Annotated in this window: 14 protein-coding genes; 8 read left to right on the top strand and 6 right to left on the bottom strand. The window is 54.2% G+C overall.

Going from position 1 to position 13826, the window contains the following annotated elements:
* The first annotated feature begins 40 nt into the window (after nucleotides 1-40).
* Nucleotides 41-208, top strand: coding sequence for a 50S ribosomal protein L33 (gene rpmG / locus ACZ1HV_RS04295; protein WP_055676652.1), 168 nt, complete (start codon nucleotides 41-43; stop codon nucleotides 206-208).
* A 512-nt stretch (nucleotides 209-720) separates the two neighbouring features.
* On the opposite strand, the gene ACZ1HV_RS04300 is transcribed toward rpmG, so the two are convergent.
* Nucleotides 721-1092 carry a response regulator gene (locus tag ACZ1HV_RS04300; protein WP_298814279.1) on the bottom strand — a complete coding sequence of 124 codons (372 nt, stop codon included), beginning with the start codon at nucleotides 1090-1092 and terminating at the stop codon, nucleotides 721-723.
* A 137-nt stretch (nucleotides 1093-1229) separates the two neighbouring features.
* On the opposite strand from ACZ1HV_RS04300, the gene ACZ1HV_RS04305 reads away from it, so the two are divergent.
* The 3 genes from ACZ1HV_RS04305 to ACZ1HV_RS04315 are packed head-to-tail and all read left to right on the top strand — an operon-like array spanning nucleotide 1230 to nucleotide 3545.
* Complete coding sequence (locus tag ACZ1HV_RS04305; protein ID WP_298814281.1) at nucleotides 1230-1529, top strand: DUF3572 domain-containing protein; 300 nt, start codon at nucleotides 1230-1232, stop codon at nucleotides 1527-1529.
* Complete coding sequence (locus ACZ1HV_RS04310) at nucleotides 1522-2184, top strand: hypothetical protein (RefSeq protein WP_472717420.1); 663 nt, start codon at nucleotides 1522-1524, stop codon at nucleotides 2182-2184. The genes ACZ1HV_RS04305 and ACZ1HV_RS04310 overlap by 8 nt, the downstream gene beginning before the upstream one ends.
* A 50-nt stretch (nucleotides 2185-2234) precedes the next feature.
* Complete coding sequence (locus ACZ1HV_RS04315; protein ID WP_298957785.1) at nucleotides 2235-3545, top strand: DNA polymerase IV; 1311 nt, start codon at nucleotides 2235-2237, stop codon at nucleotides 3543-3545.
* 24 nt (nucleotides 3546-3569) lie between these two features.
* Here ACZ1HV_RS04315 and ACZ1HV_RS04320 read toward each other — a convergent pair whose 3' ends face one another.
* A complete protein-coding gene (locus tag ACZ1HV_RS04320; RefSeq protein WP_472717421.1) occupies nucleotides 3570-4430 on the bottom strand; it encodes a cell envelope integrity EipB family protein in 861 nt (286 codons plus the stop codon).
* 285 nt (nucleotides 4431-4715) lie between these two features.
* Here ACZ1HV_RS04320 and ACZ1HV_RS04325 point away from each other — a divergent pair, with 285 nt between their 5' ends.
* From ACZ1HV_RS04325 to ACZ1HV_RS04335, 3 genes are all read left to right on the top strand, one after another.
* Nucleotides 4716-5183 carry a RidA family protein gene (locus ACZ1HV_RS04325; RefSeq protein WP_472717422.1) on the top strand — a complete coding sequence of 156 codons (468 nt, stop codon included), beginning with the start codon at nucleotides 4716-4718 and terminating at the stop codon, nucleotides 5181-5183.
* 41 nt (nucleotides 5184-5224) lie between these two features.
* Complete coding sequence (locus ACZ1HV_RS04330; RefSeq protein WP_472717423.1) at nucleotides 5225-5998, top strand: glycerophosphodiester phosphodiesterase family protein; 774 nt, start codon at nucleotides 5225-5227, stop codon at nucleotides 5996-5998.
* A gap of 84 nt (nucleotides 5999-6082) precedes the next feature.
* Nucleotides 6083-7396 carry a GNAT family N-acetyltransferase gene (locus ACZ1HV_RS04335; RefSeq protein WP_298957791.1) on the top strand — a complete coding sequence of 438 codons (1314 nt, stop codon included), beginning with the start codon at nucleotides 6083-6085 and terminating at the stop codon, nucleotides 7394-7396.
* A 48-nt stretch (nucleotides 7397-7444) separates the two neighbouring features.
* On the opposite strand, the gene ACZ1HV_RS04340 is transcribed toward ACZ1HV_RS04335, so the two are convergent.
* From ACZ1HV_RS04340 to ACZ1HV_RS04350, 3 genes are all read right to left on the bottom strand, one after another.
* A complete protein-coding gene (locus tag ACZ1HV_RS04340; protein ID WP_472717424.1) occupies nucleotides 7445-8296 on the bottom strand; it encodes a GNAT family N-acetyltransferase in 852 nt (283 codons plus the stop codon).
* 245 nt (nucleotides 8297-8541) lie between these two features.
* On the bottom strand, nucleotides 8542-8862 hold the full coding sequence (locus ACZ1HV_RS04345) for an antibiotic biosynthesis monooxygenase family protein (protein WP_152502201.1): 321 nt from the start codon (nucleotides 8860-8862) through the stop codon (nucleotides 8542-8544).
* A 70-nt stretch (nucleotides 8863-8932) separates the two neighbouring features.
* A complete protein-coding gene (locus ACZ1HV_RS04350) occupies nucleotides 8933-9868 on the bottom strand; it encodes a LysR substrate-binding domain-containing protein (RefSeq protein WP_298814301.1) in 936 nt (311 codons plus the stop codon).
* 125 nt (nucleotides 9869-9993) lie between these two features.
* Between ACZ1HV_RS04350 and ACZ1HV_RS04355 the strand changes: the two genes are divergently transcribed.
* Complete coding sequence (locus ACZ1HV_RS04355) at nucleotides 9994-10179, top strand: YdcH family protein (protein ID WP_298957794.1); 186 nt, start codon at nucleotides 9994-9996, stop codon at nucleotides 10177-10179.
* 524 nt (nucleotides 10180-10703) lie between these two features.
* On the opposite strand, the gene ACZ1HV_RS04360 is transcribed toward ACZ1HV_RS04355, so the two are convergent.
* Nucleotides 10704-13823, bottom strand: coding sequence for an efflux RND transporter permease subunit (locus ACZ1HV_RS04360; RefSeq protein ID WP_472717425.1), 3120 nt, complete (start codon nucleotides 13821-13823; stop codon nucleotides 10704-10706).
* Between the last annotated feature and the right edge of the window lie 3 nt (nucleotides 13824-13826).

Consider the following 13826-nt stretch of genomic DNA (forward strand, 5'->3'; position numbering starts at 1 on the left):
AGAATTCTTTGCCCGACACAAGAGAACAGGATCCAAGGCCATGGCCAAGGCGACAACAATCAAAATCAAGCTCCTCTCCACGGCGGACACCGGCTTCTTCTATGTCACCAAGAAGAACTCCCGCACGATGACCGAAAAAATGGTCAAAAAGAAATACGACCCGGTTGCCAAAAAGCACGTCGAGTTCAAGGAAGCCAAGATCAAGTAATCTGGTTTTGAATGAAGCAACGATCGGAACCCGCCATTTCGGCGGGTTTTGTTTTTTTGACGTGACCTCGCGCTTGGCTTTAGACGCGAGAAGTCAAAAGTGTGATGTTCAGAGAGAATTTGTGGTCGGCGGGAACACGGCATTCGAGGAGGCCACTCATCGGCCGGTTCCCAACCGACCTGCCCCACGGACCCAGGAGATGCGGCGGACCTGAGCACTCCGAGGGGAAACTAAATACCAGATTAACGTCGCGGCAATCACAACCGCGTCAACAAGGCCATCAGGGAAAACCCTAATCTTCGGCCACAGTACCTTATTGTTGCCTGATTGCAATAAATTCCGCGAAATATACACAGAAACAATGCGGTTTTAGTAAATTCGTAACCTTAATGTGAGCTTGAAATTCGTTTTCATTGACCAGAGTCGCAGCTCATGAACGAGTTACGACAACTCGTGATTGCTCGAAGTCTTTGCGAAATCTTTCACTGGCGCAGTATTTTCCGGCACGCCGGTCAAGCTTCACCGAGATAGGCGCGCACCGTCTCCAGAAACTTGGCGACTGAAATGGGCTTCGAGATATAGGCCTCGCATCCACCCTGCCGAATGCGCTCTTCATCACCCTTCATGGCAAATGCTGTCACCGCAATTACGGGAATAGACGAAATGTCCTCGTCTTCCTTGATCCACTTTGTAACCTCTAACCCGGAAACTTCCGGGAGCTGGATGTCCATCAGGATAAGGTCCGGGTGATGTTCCCGCGCAAGCTTGAGAGCTTCAATTCCGGTCCGGGTCTGCAAGGTGTCGTAACCGTGCGCCTCAAGCAGATCATGAAATAATTTCATGTTCAGCTCGTTGTCTTCGACGATTAACACCGATTTTGCCATAAGTCCGGCCCTTCACCCGGCTCGGAGCCGGTCCCATCTTTCAATTTGCGGCAATTCTGATCCGCTATGGAACCCTTCCCCGGTCCGCATTAGGTTTCTTCTAACCCGGAATCGTTTCAGAAAGGCAAAAAAACACAATGAAAAATATACACGGAAAGTCATTATCCGTTGAAGAAGCACAAGGAATTGCCACTGAAGCACTGCTGCAGTTGAGCCGGGAGCCAGAACAGATAGGTCGTTTTCTGGCTTTTTCAGGTATTGGCCCAGAAATGATTCGGGAAGCAGCAGGAGAGCCAGGATTTCTTGCTGGCGTTCTGGAGTTCTACATGATGGACGAAGCTCTTTTGCTTGCCTTTTGTGAAAATGCCAGCATCCGACCGACCATGATCGCCGCCGCCCGATATGCCTTGAGCGGAGGTGTGGAAGACCATGCCTGAACCGACACCGGTTTTACCCGAAGTTTTGGGTCAGATCCGCGCCTTGCCAGCGTCTGGTAGACCGCTGATTGTCTGTGATGTCGATGAAGTCATTTTGCATCTGACGACCCATTTGGAGGACTATCTTCATTCCAACGGTCTGATGTTCTTGAAGTACGAATACCGACTGACCGGAAACATCGGCGACAAGAAAACCGGCACATCACTGAGTGCGGCAGAGGTCAAGCAACTGCTGTTGAGATTTTTCGACGAAATCAGCCCACATCAGGACATGGTACCGGGCGCTGACATGGCGCTCCAGAAACTGTCCAACGATTGGGACGTTGTGTTACTGACAAATCTTCCAGGCGCGCACAACAAGCCGGTTAGAGAGAACCTGCTGGCCGCCAAGGGACTTACTTATCCGGTGTTAACGAACTCAGGACCCAAGGGCGGCGCGGTCGCGGCCCTCGCCGCGGGCCGACCTTCTCCCATTGTCTTCATCGACGACAGCCCAACCAACCATAGTTCCGTGAACGCCTCCCTGCCCTCGTCCATTCAGATCCAGTTTATCGCCGACCCGAGGTTCCTGACCTCAATGACACGCGAAGAGCATGTTGATCTGCTGACAGGGGATTGGCAGGAGACGGAAAGCTTTATCAGCGGTATTCTGTAGCCGGCGAAAACCAGATAGCTTGGCCCACAGCTTCCGCACCAGAGATATCCATGTCGACGGACGTCACTCGATCAACCACCGAGGCTCCCGCTCTTTGCAGAGACTGCGGCACCCGTCCGTCTGCGGATGTGAACCGGTGCCCGACTTGTGGAAGTCCGAGGCTCGTCAAGCATTGCGAGCTTGACCTGCTGTCCATTGCTCACATTGATTGTGATGCCTTTTATGCTTCCATCGAAAAGCGTGATAACCCGGAACTTCTTGACAAGCCGGTGATCGTGGGCGGCGGTCAACGCGGTGTTGTTTCGACCTGTTGTTACATTGCGCGGATATACGGTGTGCGTTCAGCCATGCCGATGTTCAAGGCCCTGGAAGCCTGTCCGGATGCAGTCGTCATAAAACCGAATATGGAAAAGTACTCCAAGATCGGAAAGGAAATGCGAGAGCGCATGCGTGCCCTCACCCCGTTGGTCGAGCCGCTGTCCATCGATGAAGCCTTTCTCGACCTTACCGGAACGGAGCGCTTGCATCGGGCAACACCTGCAGAAACGCTCGCCAAGTTCATTCGGGAAATTGAAGAAGATATCGGTATCAGTGCCTCAGTGGGTCTGGCACCGAACAAGTTTCTGGCGAAACTTGCCTCGGACCTTGAGAAACCGCGCGGATTTTCGGTGATCGGCGCGGTGGAGGCCAAATCCGTGCTGTCAGACATGCCAGTGGGCCGGATCTGGGGTGTCGGCAAAGTTTTTCAAAAGAAACTTGAAAAGGATGGCATTCGGACAATCGGTCAACTGCAAACGATGGATTCTGCCGATCTCGCGCGTAAGTACGGCTCCATAGGATTGCGTCTGGCTCATTTGTCTCAGGGCGACGACAGCAGATTGGTGAAGCCCCAGCGGGGAGCCAAAAGCGTATCGACCGAAACCACTTTCAGAACGGACATTTCCAGCTTTGAGACCCTTCGCCCGATTTTGCGCGATCTTTCTGAAAAGGTCTCGGCACGTCTCAAGAAATCGGATTTATCCGGGCGAGGCATAACTTTGAAGCTCAAGACGGCGGACTTCAAGACGATCACTAGGGCCCGCCATCTGACAGACCCGACCCAGCTGGCAGACAGGATCTTCTCTGCCGGTGTTTCGTTGCTCGAAAACGAGACGGACGGCAGGCGTTTCCGCCTGATCGGCATTGGTGTCAGCGATCTGGAAACAGCCGACAGGGCTGACCCTCAGGACCTGCTGGACGAGTCGGCCGAACGGCGCAAAAGCGCTGAACGTGCCGTCGACCGGCTCAGGGACAAATTCGGCAATTCGGCTGTTGAACTCGGACTGACGCACGCGGCCAAGGCTTCCAAGGAAGGCAAATAGCCTGAGGACTGCGACCTCGCGCGCCTATTGGCACTCCGTCTCGTCATAGAGTTCCAGAGACGTCATCGTGCCCTGAATTGTGAAGTCGCCGTAGTCCAGTTTCAGATGGCCACTGATACCGTTCTCATAAAGCCAGAAGGAAAGCTGGTAGACCGGAAGAAGTTCGCCGGATGCATCGTCCGTACTGGGGTCGAAATAGGCAACTGTCACCGGCCAATAATTCATACCGGACAGCGGAGCATCGGCACTACTGGAATTCGATTTGACCGAATTGACCGCTTTTGTGCCGATCACAGACGTCGTGGCATAGACCTTTTCGCCTGTTTCCGCGCCATCATAAATATCGGCAGCGACGAAACGGATGCCGTCCTTCGCAGACTTCATGACCGACAGGAGGTGCTCGGTCGGGAACAGTACTTCGTTGCTTATTTCTAGGGACTTTTCGGCGGGTTGTTTCAGCTCAACCTTTTTCGCATCCGCTCCGGCATGTGCGGTGCCCCGCGTTTCCTCGACGAGTTTCTGGTCGACATATGTCTTGGACAGAAACTGGTAGCTCTCCGCTTCCGGTTCTTCAAAGGAGGTGGTTTGCAGATCGGTGATCTGAGATCCGCCGCTGGTGTCTTGAAACTCGGTCACAAACCGGAAATTGACGCTATAGCCTTCACAGGCATTTCCTGAAAAGTCATAGACCATGCGGCCCGAGAGCCCGGCGATACCAGACTGCTCTTCCGTGTCTCCAAGTTTCATGTCGTAGACGGCCCTGTGAGGGACCAGTTTTGTCCCGACTGGCGCCGCACCGGCAGCAGCTACAGGTGTCGCACCAAGGATCCCGGAAAGGAGCAGCAAAGTGGCGGCTCTGGACGAAAAATTCACGACAGTCTGCATCAAGAACCTCATGTTTCACCGACGGTTCGCTGGCCGCCAGTGCGTTTGCTCCATCATATTCGGGAAACGGTGCATTTCGCTATAGTGAATGCACAAATCTGCACGAAACTTGTGTGCTGCACATTCGGTTCTTAGCGTTTTGATCCGTTGCAGCACTGCAATTGCAGTTTGTTTCCTTGCAATTTGCCACCATTCACATCGTGGAATTTTGATCTTGTGCCGGTCGGCAAATTGAGCGAAGACACCGCGACAAACAACCGGATCGAAATCCTGCGGAGACATTTCATGAGCAGCACCATTGAAACACGGCTCGCGGACCTTGGCGTAACACTTCCAGAAGCAGCTGCGCCTGCCGCCAACTATGTGCCTTTCGTAAAAACGGGCAATCAGCTGTTTGTGTCCGGGCAGTTGCCGATGAGTGCAGGCAAGATCGAAGTCACCGGCAAGCTGGGAGACGGACTGGGTGTTGACGAAGGCAAGCATGCTGCAAAACTTTGCGCCATCAATTTGCTTGCTCAGGCAAAAGCGGCCACCGGTGATCTTGAGAAGGTCGCCCGTCTTGTCAAGATCGTCGGGTTCGTCAATTCGACCGGCGAGTTTGCAGACCAGCCACAGGTCATCAACGGTGCTTCGGATTTCCTGGTGGAAGCCATGGGTGACAAGGGCCGCCACGCCCGCTCCGCGGTTAGTGCCGCCTCCCTGCCCTTTGGCGCTGCCGTCGAGATCGAAGCCATCTTCGAGATTGTCGACTAAGTCTCAGTTCACGCCCAAACGCCGAAGCGGTATTTCAATTCATGTCTCCCGATCTTGAGGCTATTTTCGCCCGTCCAATCGCCCATCGTGGCTTTCACGATGTGGATAACGGCATTATGGAAAACTCACCCTCTGCGGTGCGGGAGGCAATGGACAGGTCCTTCGGCATTGAAGTCGATATTCAGGAGACCGCTGACGGCGAAGCGCTGGTTTTTCACGACTACACACTGGATCGGCTGGCCGAAGGATCTGGAAAAGTCGTCGACTTCAGTTCGAAGGCACTCGAAAAGATCCATATGAAAACGGGGACCGACAAGCTTTGGCTGCTTCAGGATCTTTTTTCGCTCGTCGAAGGCAAAGTTCCGATTGTTGTCGAAATCAAATCGCTGATGCGCCGTGATGCTCAGGGCAATTTTGTGCGCCACGTTGTTGATCAGGTTGCGGCCTACAACGGGCCGGTTTGCATAAAAACCTTCGACCCGGACATGCTTTCGATAGCACGAAACCACAATCGGCAGGTTCTACGTGGCATTGTCGCCGACGGTGCGGAACCGGGACGCACTTATGTGAGCTACAGCCGTGTTGACCGGTTTATTCTGCGTCATCTTCTTCACGCGCCGCGCACACGCCCGGATTTCATATCCTATGGTGTCAAAGACCTTCCGAAAGCGGGCCCCAGCCTATTGCGGTCTGTTTTCAAACTTCCGCTCATGTGCTGGACCGTGCGCACACGCGAACAACGCGAGATCGCAGCGCGCTATGCAGATCAAGTTGTCTTCGAGGGGTTCGACCCGGACAAAAGCCTCGGGATTTGACTTCAAACTGACTTAAGCTCTTGCACCGCAAAAAGGCAGCGCTACATTTTGATCAAGGTTTCAAACTGTGGTTTTTTTTAACGTATGAGCTCCACCTCCACCCAAGGCGGCGACAGTCCTGCAGATGCCGGACAAGCCATTACCTTGCGCATCTTGTCTTCTTTGAAGGATGTTTCTCGAGAGTCTTGGGACCGGGTTGCAAATCCAGGCTGGAAGCTTTCAGGACGCGGGTCCCTGACGACAGACGACGACTGCAAATCACTCAAGGATCTGTCCGGCGTGTTGGCCAGGGAGTTTGAACCAACTTCTGAAGAAACGTCGTTTAATCCTTTTCTTTCTTACGATTTTCTTGAAGCGCTTGAAAGTTCAGGATGTGCCACAAATGCGACCGGCTGGATGCCCCGGCACATGTTGCTTCAAGATGAAAACGAGACTGTGCTTGGCGCAGTGCCGGCTTATCTGAAGAGCCATTCACAAGGTGAATATGTGTTCGACCACGGTTGGGCGGATGCTTTTTACCGGGCTGGTGGCGACTACTATCCCAAGCTCCAGATTTCTGTTCCCTTCACTCCAGCAACAGGAAGACGGTTTTTGACCGGACCGGGTGTCAACCGGGAAGCCGGGCTTCAGGCCCTGGCAGCAGGTCTGGTTCAGGTTTGCCAGAAAACCGGCGCATCGTCCGTTCATGCGACCTTCCTCTCCAAGGGAGAATGGGACACTTTGGGTGACCTTGGCTATCTTCGTCGCACCGACCAGCAGTTTCACTGGGAAAATCACGGATACGAAGGCTTTGAAAGCTTCCTTGCAGACCTGGCATCGCGCAAACGCAAGGCGATCAAAAAGGAGCGCAAGGAAGCTCTTTGCGCTGATGGCATTGAAGTGGAATGGGTCACAGGGTCGGACCTCACCGAAGCCCATTGGGACGCATTTTACGAATTCTACCTGGATACCGGGTCTCGAAAATGGGGCCGGCCCTACCTCAACCGAGACTTTTTTTCACTGATTAACGAACGGCTGGCAGAGCGCACGCTGCTGGTTCTTGCAAAGCGGCACGGTCGATATGTTGCAGGTGCACTGAATTTCATTGGCTCTGAAACCTTGTTTGGAAGACACTGGGGATGCACGGAGCATCATCCCTTCCTGCATTTCGAACTCTGCTACTATCAGGCCATCGACTTCGCCATCGCCAAGGGCCTGAAACGGGTCGAGGCCGGGGCGCAAGGCGCGCACAAGCTCGCGCGCGGCTATCTTCCGGCAACGACCTATTCGGCGCACTGGATCGCGCATGAAGGTCTTCATGATGCCGTCGCAGATTTCCTGGAACATGAACGCCGTGCCGTCGAGCGGGAAAACGAAGCGCTTGCTGACCATGCCCCGTTTAAGAACCGCCCCGTTTAAGAACCGCGAAGTGACCTGAAGAGAAACAAGCAACGGCTCAGTCCCCCATCAGAATGTCAGGCGCATTTCCAGCTGTTCCAGAAGGTCTTCAGCACCGGCCCTGTCCAGCAGGGCATTTGTTGCCATGTCCGACCTGTCTACATTGACGAACACAAGCTGTTCATTGTCGACAGCTTCTGCAGCAGCTGCGAGCAAGGCCCCACCGACACCTTTTCTGCGCTGGTCTTTCCTGACAACGAGCTGCGCAACCGAGCCGTCACGATAAAAAGCGACCCAACCCAAGACCTCTCCGTTGGCACGGGCGGAAATTGCCTTGCTCTTTCCGGCCAACGCACTCAGGGCTTTCTTGCTGTTTTGCGGTGTCGGCTGCCAATCGAAAAAGGCGGTTTCCTCGGAGGGAAGCGCAGTGATCTCAATCGGCCGCAAGTCCCAGCCAGCAGATGAAACCTCAATCCCCGCTGTTGAAAGCTTGCAAACACGAAGTCTTCTTCCGGTTTGAAAACCCGCGTTTTCATAGGCTGCGACCGCCTTGTCGTTGGTGCTGATTACTTCAAGCTGCATACCGGACGCACCCTCCGCGGCAAGCTGACCGGAAACCACTTTTAGAAGCTGTGCGAACAGACCTTTGCGCCGATATTGTGGCTGTGTTCCAACGGATAGCGTATAGGCGCCACCTCCCAAATCCGGGTTCGGGGCGGATGAAAACCAGAACGCTGCGATTTCACCATTCGTCCTTGCGATAAAAGAGTGTCTGGATGAAAATCCGCGTTGTTTTTGAAAATCTGTGAACTTTTCAACACTCAGATGAAGCGGGACGACATAGTCGGAAAACGCCATGTTCATGGCCTCGCAAAGCAGGGTCGGCTCAATGCCGGCGCAGTTGGAAATTTCAAGTGACATTTTGTGTGACTGGTGCCCTTAAAAACGGTCCATGATTGCGGAATTCAGTTCGACGACGTGGCAATGATGCGAGATATCCGGCCCCTTCGAGCCCTACAACTCGCGCGCAAGGCCAATGCACTTTGTTCTCAAAGAGCCGTTCCAATTGACTGAATTGATCCTTGAATCCAGTCACAGCGCTGTTTGCGTTGATTAAGGCGTTGGTTTTCCGCTTACGCAGAAGGCAATTCGGGTCGCTTCTTGTCCTAGTCGAAGCTTTCTGCAACGTCATACATGACCGGCTCAAAGCTCTTGCAAAGTGCGCTTATTCTACGGTTGCGCTCCCGCATTTCCTGCGTGCGCAGCATGGCGAGAAAGTCTTCTCGTTTGCGCCATTGGGAGTAGTTGGCAATACGTGTTTGAGCATCATTGACATGAAGACCGGCGCCAATGAAGCCCGGTTGGTGACGGATGAAATTCTCGTAGGCTTCCTTCAACTCGTCCAGAAGATCGAAACAAGTTCCCGGCGTCATTTCAAACGTGGTGATCACGGTCTGGCAGTCCTTGCCACTTGAAATCTCTGGCATCGTTCTTCTCCCGTATTCGCGTCGCCGAAAAGGCTGGCATGTTTTGGATGGTCCGGCAACAAGGAGAACGTTATTTGCCCGGCACCTCCACCCCTTTCACATTCATTGCCTCAACCGCCATGAGCGCAAGCTCCAGCAGAGTTTCGAAATGAGCCGTTCTCGAGCTGCCGCGCCGCCAGACGAGATACATGTGCCTGAGCATGGGAAGATCCTCGACTTTCTTCAGAAGCAAATCGGGCTCCTTACCGAATTCCGAAGCAATGTAGGCTGCCGGAAACAGCGCCAGGCCCATCCCCATTGACGTCATTTGCCTCAAGGCATCGAGGCTCGTTCCCTCGTATTCTTGCCGAAAATCCGCCCCGGCAGCACGTGCAAGCGCCTGAACATCGTCATGGAGACGGAACCCTTGGCTGAGAGACAGCAGCTTTTCATCACGCAGCATTGCAGTCGGAACAACATCAAGACCGGCCAGTGGATGCGATTTTGGAACCGCCAGCGAAACGTCCTCGTGACAAAGGACCCGTTCCACCAGTTGATTGCTGGGCGATATGTCCGGCGTGATGACGCAATCAAGTGCACCAGAGGCGATCCCCTCTTCCAACAGGTTGGGTCTGTCCTCGCGAATATAGAGTTCAAGCCCCGGGTAGTCGCGTTTTAGAATCGGCAGGAAGTGGGGCATGAAGTAAGGACCGAAAGTGGGAGACACTCCCAAGCGGATCAATCCACCAAGGTTGGACCGTCCGGCCTGTGCCGCCGTCACAATTTCGTCTAGGTTCTCCAAGGCCTGCCGGGCAAGAGGCAGGAGGTTCTCTCCCGCAGCCGTTAGGCTGATATTGCCTCCTCCCCGTTCCAGCAAGATTGCCCCAAGCTGATCCTCCAAGAGCTTGAATTGTGACGATAAAGTCGGCTGAGAGACATTGCACTTCTCTGCCGCTTTGCCGAAATGCATCGTCTCTGCAAGCGCGATGAAATACTCCAATTGACGCGGTGATGGGCGGAAGCTCATCTGGTCCTCGCATTCTATAGTTTTTTTCTATTGATTTAATACAAACAATGTATTTCTTCTATTCCGTCTTGTCACCATATCATTGTTGTCAACGAAGCAACCGAAGCGAAATGGAGAGATAGGCGATGTACAACCGGTTGAAATCCTTGCGCAGCCAGCACAACACTCTTGATTCCCTGATCCGCCGCGAAGAGTTGCACCCCTATCCGGACACTCAGCACATTCGATCATTGAAGAAATTCAAGCTTCGCCTGCGTGACGAGATTAGCCGTATCGAGGGCGCTCTCAGCGCAAGCCGCCTCGTTTACTAGTTTGCAGTAGCTGCATCACTTTCAAGGAAATACGACGATGAACCCGTTCTGGCCGTTCATGACTTTACCTGCAACGCAACCGCCTCTCTCCAGACAGAGTCGGTTGCAGGACCTCAACGCTCGGATGACGTCCTTCCTTTCGGAAAAGCAGGCGTCGGGCACCTCATGCCCCCAGGTGCTCGACAACATCAAGACCGCACGGTCTGAAGTCCAGCGCGAGATGGCCTCACGCACCTAAAGCCCCTCCGGACTTCCGCGGTCCGGAAAGAGCGCCCCAACAGCTGGACCAACCCGCCCGCACCGGCCTCGCGGGCGGGTTTTTATTTGCCGATCCGTACGCAAGCTGAACCAAAATTATTCAGCTCAACCGCCAATCTTCGGCTCAAACCAGAGCTTCCTTTTTCAAAAAGCGACGATTTTTCCGACCGCATTTCGTTGAGGAATTGAGTCTGTTTTTCGGCACAACTCATTGAAAGATATATACTAAGGCGAATTTCTCCGCCTTAGTAAAGATGCGTTTCATGCTATTCTGCAGGCTGTGCGTCTATCGTCGCGTGAACCGTATCCTTGCCTGGCAAAGCTCCTTTCGGCGCTTCCCTTGTCGGCTTTATACCGAAGAACAGTGCATAAAGGACTGGAGCAGCGATAAGGGTCAGGATCGTTGCAAATGCCAGCCCCCCCATGATCGTAACCGCCATGCCCCTGAAAAAGGCGTCCGACAACAACGGAGCCATTCCCAGAATGGTTGTGATGGCCGCCAGCATGACCGGGCGCATACGGGAGACACTGGCCTCAACGATTGCCGTGTATTTCTCCTTGCCCTCGCGGATCAAAAGATCGATCTCTTCCAGCAACACGATTGCGTTCTTGATCAGCATGCCCGACAGGGACAGGCATCCAAGCAGCGACATGAAGCCAAAGGGCGTATCTGTTGCCAAAAGCGCGATGGCAACGCCATTGATCGACATTGGCACCATCAACCAGATGATCAGAGGCTGACGGACCGATCCGAAGAGAAGGATCGAGATGATAAGCATGACCAGAAAGCCAAGCGGCAGTTGAGCACCCAGAGACGCCTGGGCATCGTTGGTGCTCTCATATTCGCCGCCCCACTCCAGACTGTAGCCGGGAGGCAAGGCCATGGCCTCGATCTGGGGGCGAACCCGGGCCAGTGCTGCCGAGGCTGTTTCACCGGCAGTCGTTTCCGCTTTGACCGTGAGCGTGCGAACTCTGTCGCGGCGGTGGATCACCGTGTCCTGTGGTTCCATCAGGAACTCCTGAACCACCTGATCAATGGGGATATAGCGGCGTTGACTGCTGCTCCAGATCAGCGAATCCGAAACGCTTTCATTGACCGAAATACCATCGGGGCCGGCTTTTCGCGCGACGATCGGTATTGATTCATCAACATCCCGGTAAGCGCCCACCCGCACACCTTCCGTCGCGAATTGTAGAGAAAGCGACAGCTCTTCACGAGTCGCACCGGAAATCCGAGCGCGGTCTTCGTCGAAAATCGGTCTGACCACGAGCTCCCGCTGGCGCCAATCCGTATTAACGTCAGCCAGCCCGTTGTCCGGCAGATTGAAAATGGTCTGCGCCTCATCTCCAAGGCGCTTGAGCACGTTTGCATCCGGGCCGGTAAACCGGGCCTCGATCTTTGCTCCGCCTCCCGGACCGAACACGAGCCGTTTGGTAATCACCTGGGCTGCCGGAAAGCTCTCGGCAAACTGTCGCCGCAGATCCAAAGCCAGCTCGTCGATGACTTCCCGGTCCGTGGTGCGGACAATCATGTGCCCATAAGCCGGATTTGCATCCTCCGGAGAATAGGTGAGCATGAACCGTGTCGCACCGCCGCCGGCAAAACTCGTAACGGCTTCAACCCTTTCGTCATCCAGAACAACCTTTTCCATCTCGGTCAGGTCCGCTTCCGTTGCCCGGATATCAGTGCCTTGCGGAGCCCAATAATGGACATAGAAAATGGGAGTGTTGCTGTCCGGAAAGAAGGCCTGCTTCACATTTCCGAAGGCCATGACGCAGGCCACTGTAATTCCCAAAAGAGCGGCCACGGTCAGCAAACGAAAATGCAGCGTGCCAACAAGGAAGCGACGATAGATTGTATAGATCAAACCCTTGTAAGGATCATGATCGTCCAGATTTCCGCTTGCTGTCCGAAAGAAGTATTTGCCGAAGAGCGGTGTGACCGTAATCGCGAATACCCAGGAAAGGATCAGGGAAATACCGATCACGGCAAACAGCGAGAACAGGAACTCACCAGTTGCGTCCGGCGACAGACCGATGCCTGAAAACGCCATGATGCCGATCACGGTCGCACCAAGCAGCGGCCACATGGTCTGCCTGACAACCTTGCTGGCAGCATCAATCGCTTTTTGGCCGCGCTGCATATTGATCATCATGCCTTCGGCGACAACGATGGCATTGTCCACCAGCATGCCCATCGCGATGATCAACGCACCGAGGGATATACGCTCCATCTCGATCGTAAATATGCGCATGAACAGAACGGTTGCCATGACCGTGAGCAGCAAAACCGTCCCGACTACGAGGGCTGCGCGCCAGCCCATGAACAGAGCCAGGACGCCAATCACGATCACCACTGAGGCAGCGAGGTTCAAAATGAAGCCGTTGACGGAATCATCGACGACCACATTCTGTTCATAGATCGGGTGGATTTGCATACCGACAGGCAGTTGCTTTTCGATCTGCGCCAGTTTCTCAATGACGCCTGTGCCAACTTCAACGATGTTGGTGCCGTCGACCTGAGAAACCCCGATTGTCACCGCCTCATGACCGTCATGGCGGATCAGGCGATCAGGGCGTTCAGGGTCTCCCAGTTCCAGCGTCGCAATATCGGACAAGCGGATCATGGCCGTTGAACCCGGCCGGCCTATCACCAGATCCTGAATGCCTCTGAAGTCATCGAAAGCGGATGCCGTCATCAATCGGATGCGCTTTTGACCCGACACACCGGACCCATTGGACTGAATTCGGTTTTCCGCATCCAGAACACCTATGATATCGGTCATGGATATGCCCAGACCTGCCATCTTGTCCTGGTCGACATTCAGATAAATGACGTCCTCGGGCTCTCCCGCGACCTCTACCTTGCCGACACCGGGCACAGTCAACAGCTCCCGCCGAATGCGTTTCACCGTGTCGCGAATGTCGCGATTGGTGTAACCGTCCGCTGTGAAGGCATAAAAAAGTCCGTAGACGTCTCCAAAATCGTCATAGACAAGCGGCGTTCCGGCCCCAGCCGGCAAGTTTCGGACTTCGTCAGAAACCTTGCGTCTCAATTCGTCCCAAACCTGCGGCAACTCGCTGCCGTCATATGTTGGTTTGATTTCAACGCCGATGCGCGACAACCCGGGCTCGGAGACAGACTTGATCAGATCCAGCTGAGGCATCTGCTGGATCGCCGTTTCCAGGATTTCCGTAACCTCGTTTTCAACTTCGGCCGCAGTTGCCCCGGGATAGCCCGTAATTACCTGCGCTTCCTTGATCGTGAAGGCCGGGTCCTCCAGCCTACCGACGGTGGAAAGGCCCCACAATCCTCCCAGGAAAGCCATGATGACGATCATCCAGGTGTTGACCGGCTTTTGTATGGAATAGCGTGCGATATCCAAGTG

It is taken from the genome of Roseibium sp. JB4-4 (assembly GCF_055693425.1).

Bases quoted from the DNA above. Each gene is read 5' to 3' on its own strand.
- ACZ1HV_RS04315 (WP_298957785.1), top strand. From the start codon at position 2,235: ATGTCGACGGACGTCACTCGATCAACCACCGAGGCTCCCGCTCTTTGC.
- rpmG (WP_055676652.1), top strand. From the start codon at position 41: ATGGCCAAGGCGACAACAATCAAAATCAAGCTCCTCTCCACGGCGGAC.
- ACZ1HV_RS04305 (WP_298814281.1), top strand. From the start codon at position 1,230: ATGAAAAATATACACGGAAAGTCATTATCCGTTGAAGAAGCACAAGGA.
- ACZ1HV_RS04335 (WP_298957791.1), top strand. From the start codon at position 6,083: ATGAGCTCCACCTCCACCCAAGGCGGCGACAGTCCTGCAGATGCCGGA.
- ACZ1HV_RS04330 (WP_472717423.1), top strand. From the start codon at position 5,225: ATGTCTCCCGATCTTGAGGCTATTTTCGCCCGTCCAATCGCCCATCGT.
- ACZ1HV_RS04310 (WP_472717420.1), top strand. From the start codon at position 1,522: ATGCCTGAACCGACACCGGTTTTACCCGAAGTTTTGGGTCAGATCCGC.
- ACZ1HV_RS04300 (WP_298814279.1), bottom strand. From the start codon at position 1,092: ATGGCAAAATCGGTGTTAATCGTCGAAGACAACGAGCTGAACATGAAA.
- ACZ1HV_RS04345 (WP_152502201.1), bottom strand. From the start codon at position 8,862: ATGCCAGAGATTTCAAGTGGCAAGGACTGCCAGACCGTGATCACCACG.
- ACZ1HV_RS04320 (WP_472717421.1), bottom strand. From the start codon at position 4,430: ATGCAGACTGTCGTGAATTTTTCGTCCAGAGCCGCCACTTTGCTGCTC.
- ACZ1HV_RS04340 (WP_472717424.1), bottom strand. From the start codon at position 8,296: ATGTCACTTGAAATTTCCAACTGCGCCGGCATTGAGCCGACCCTGCTT.
- ACZ1HV_RS04355 (WP_298957794.1), top strand. From the start codon at position 9,994: ATGTACAACCGGTTGAAATCCTTGCGCAGCCAGCACAACACTCTTGAT.
- ACZ1HV_RS04350 (WP_298814301.1), bottom strand. From the start codon at position 9,868: ATGAGCTTCCGCCCATCACCGCGTCAATTGGAGTATTTCATCGCGCTT.
- ACZ1HV_RS04325 (WP_472717422.1), top strand. From the start codon at position 4,716: ATGAGCAGCACCATTGAAACACGGCTCGCGGACCTTGGCGTAACACTT.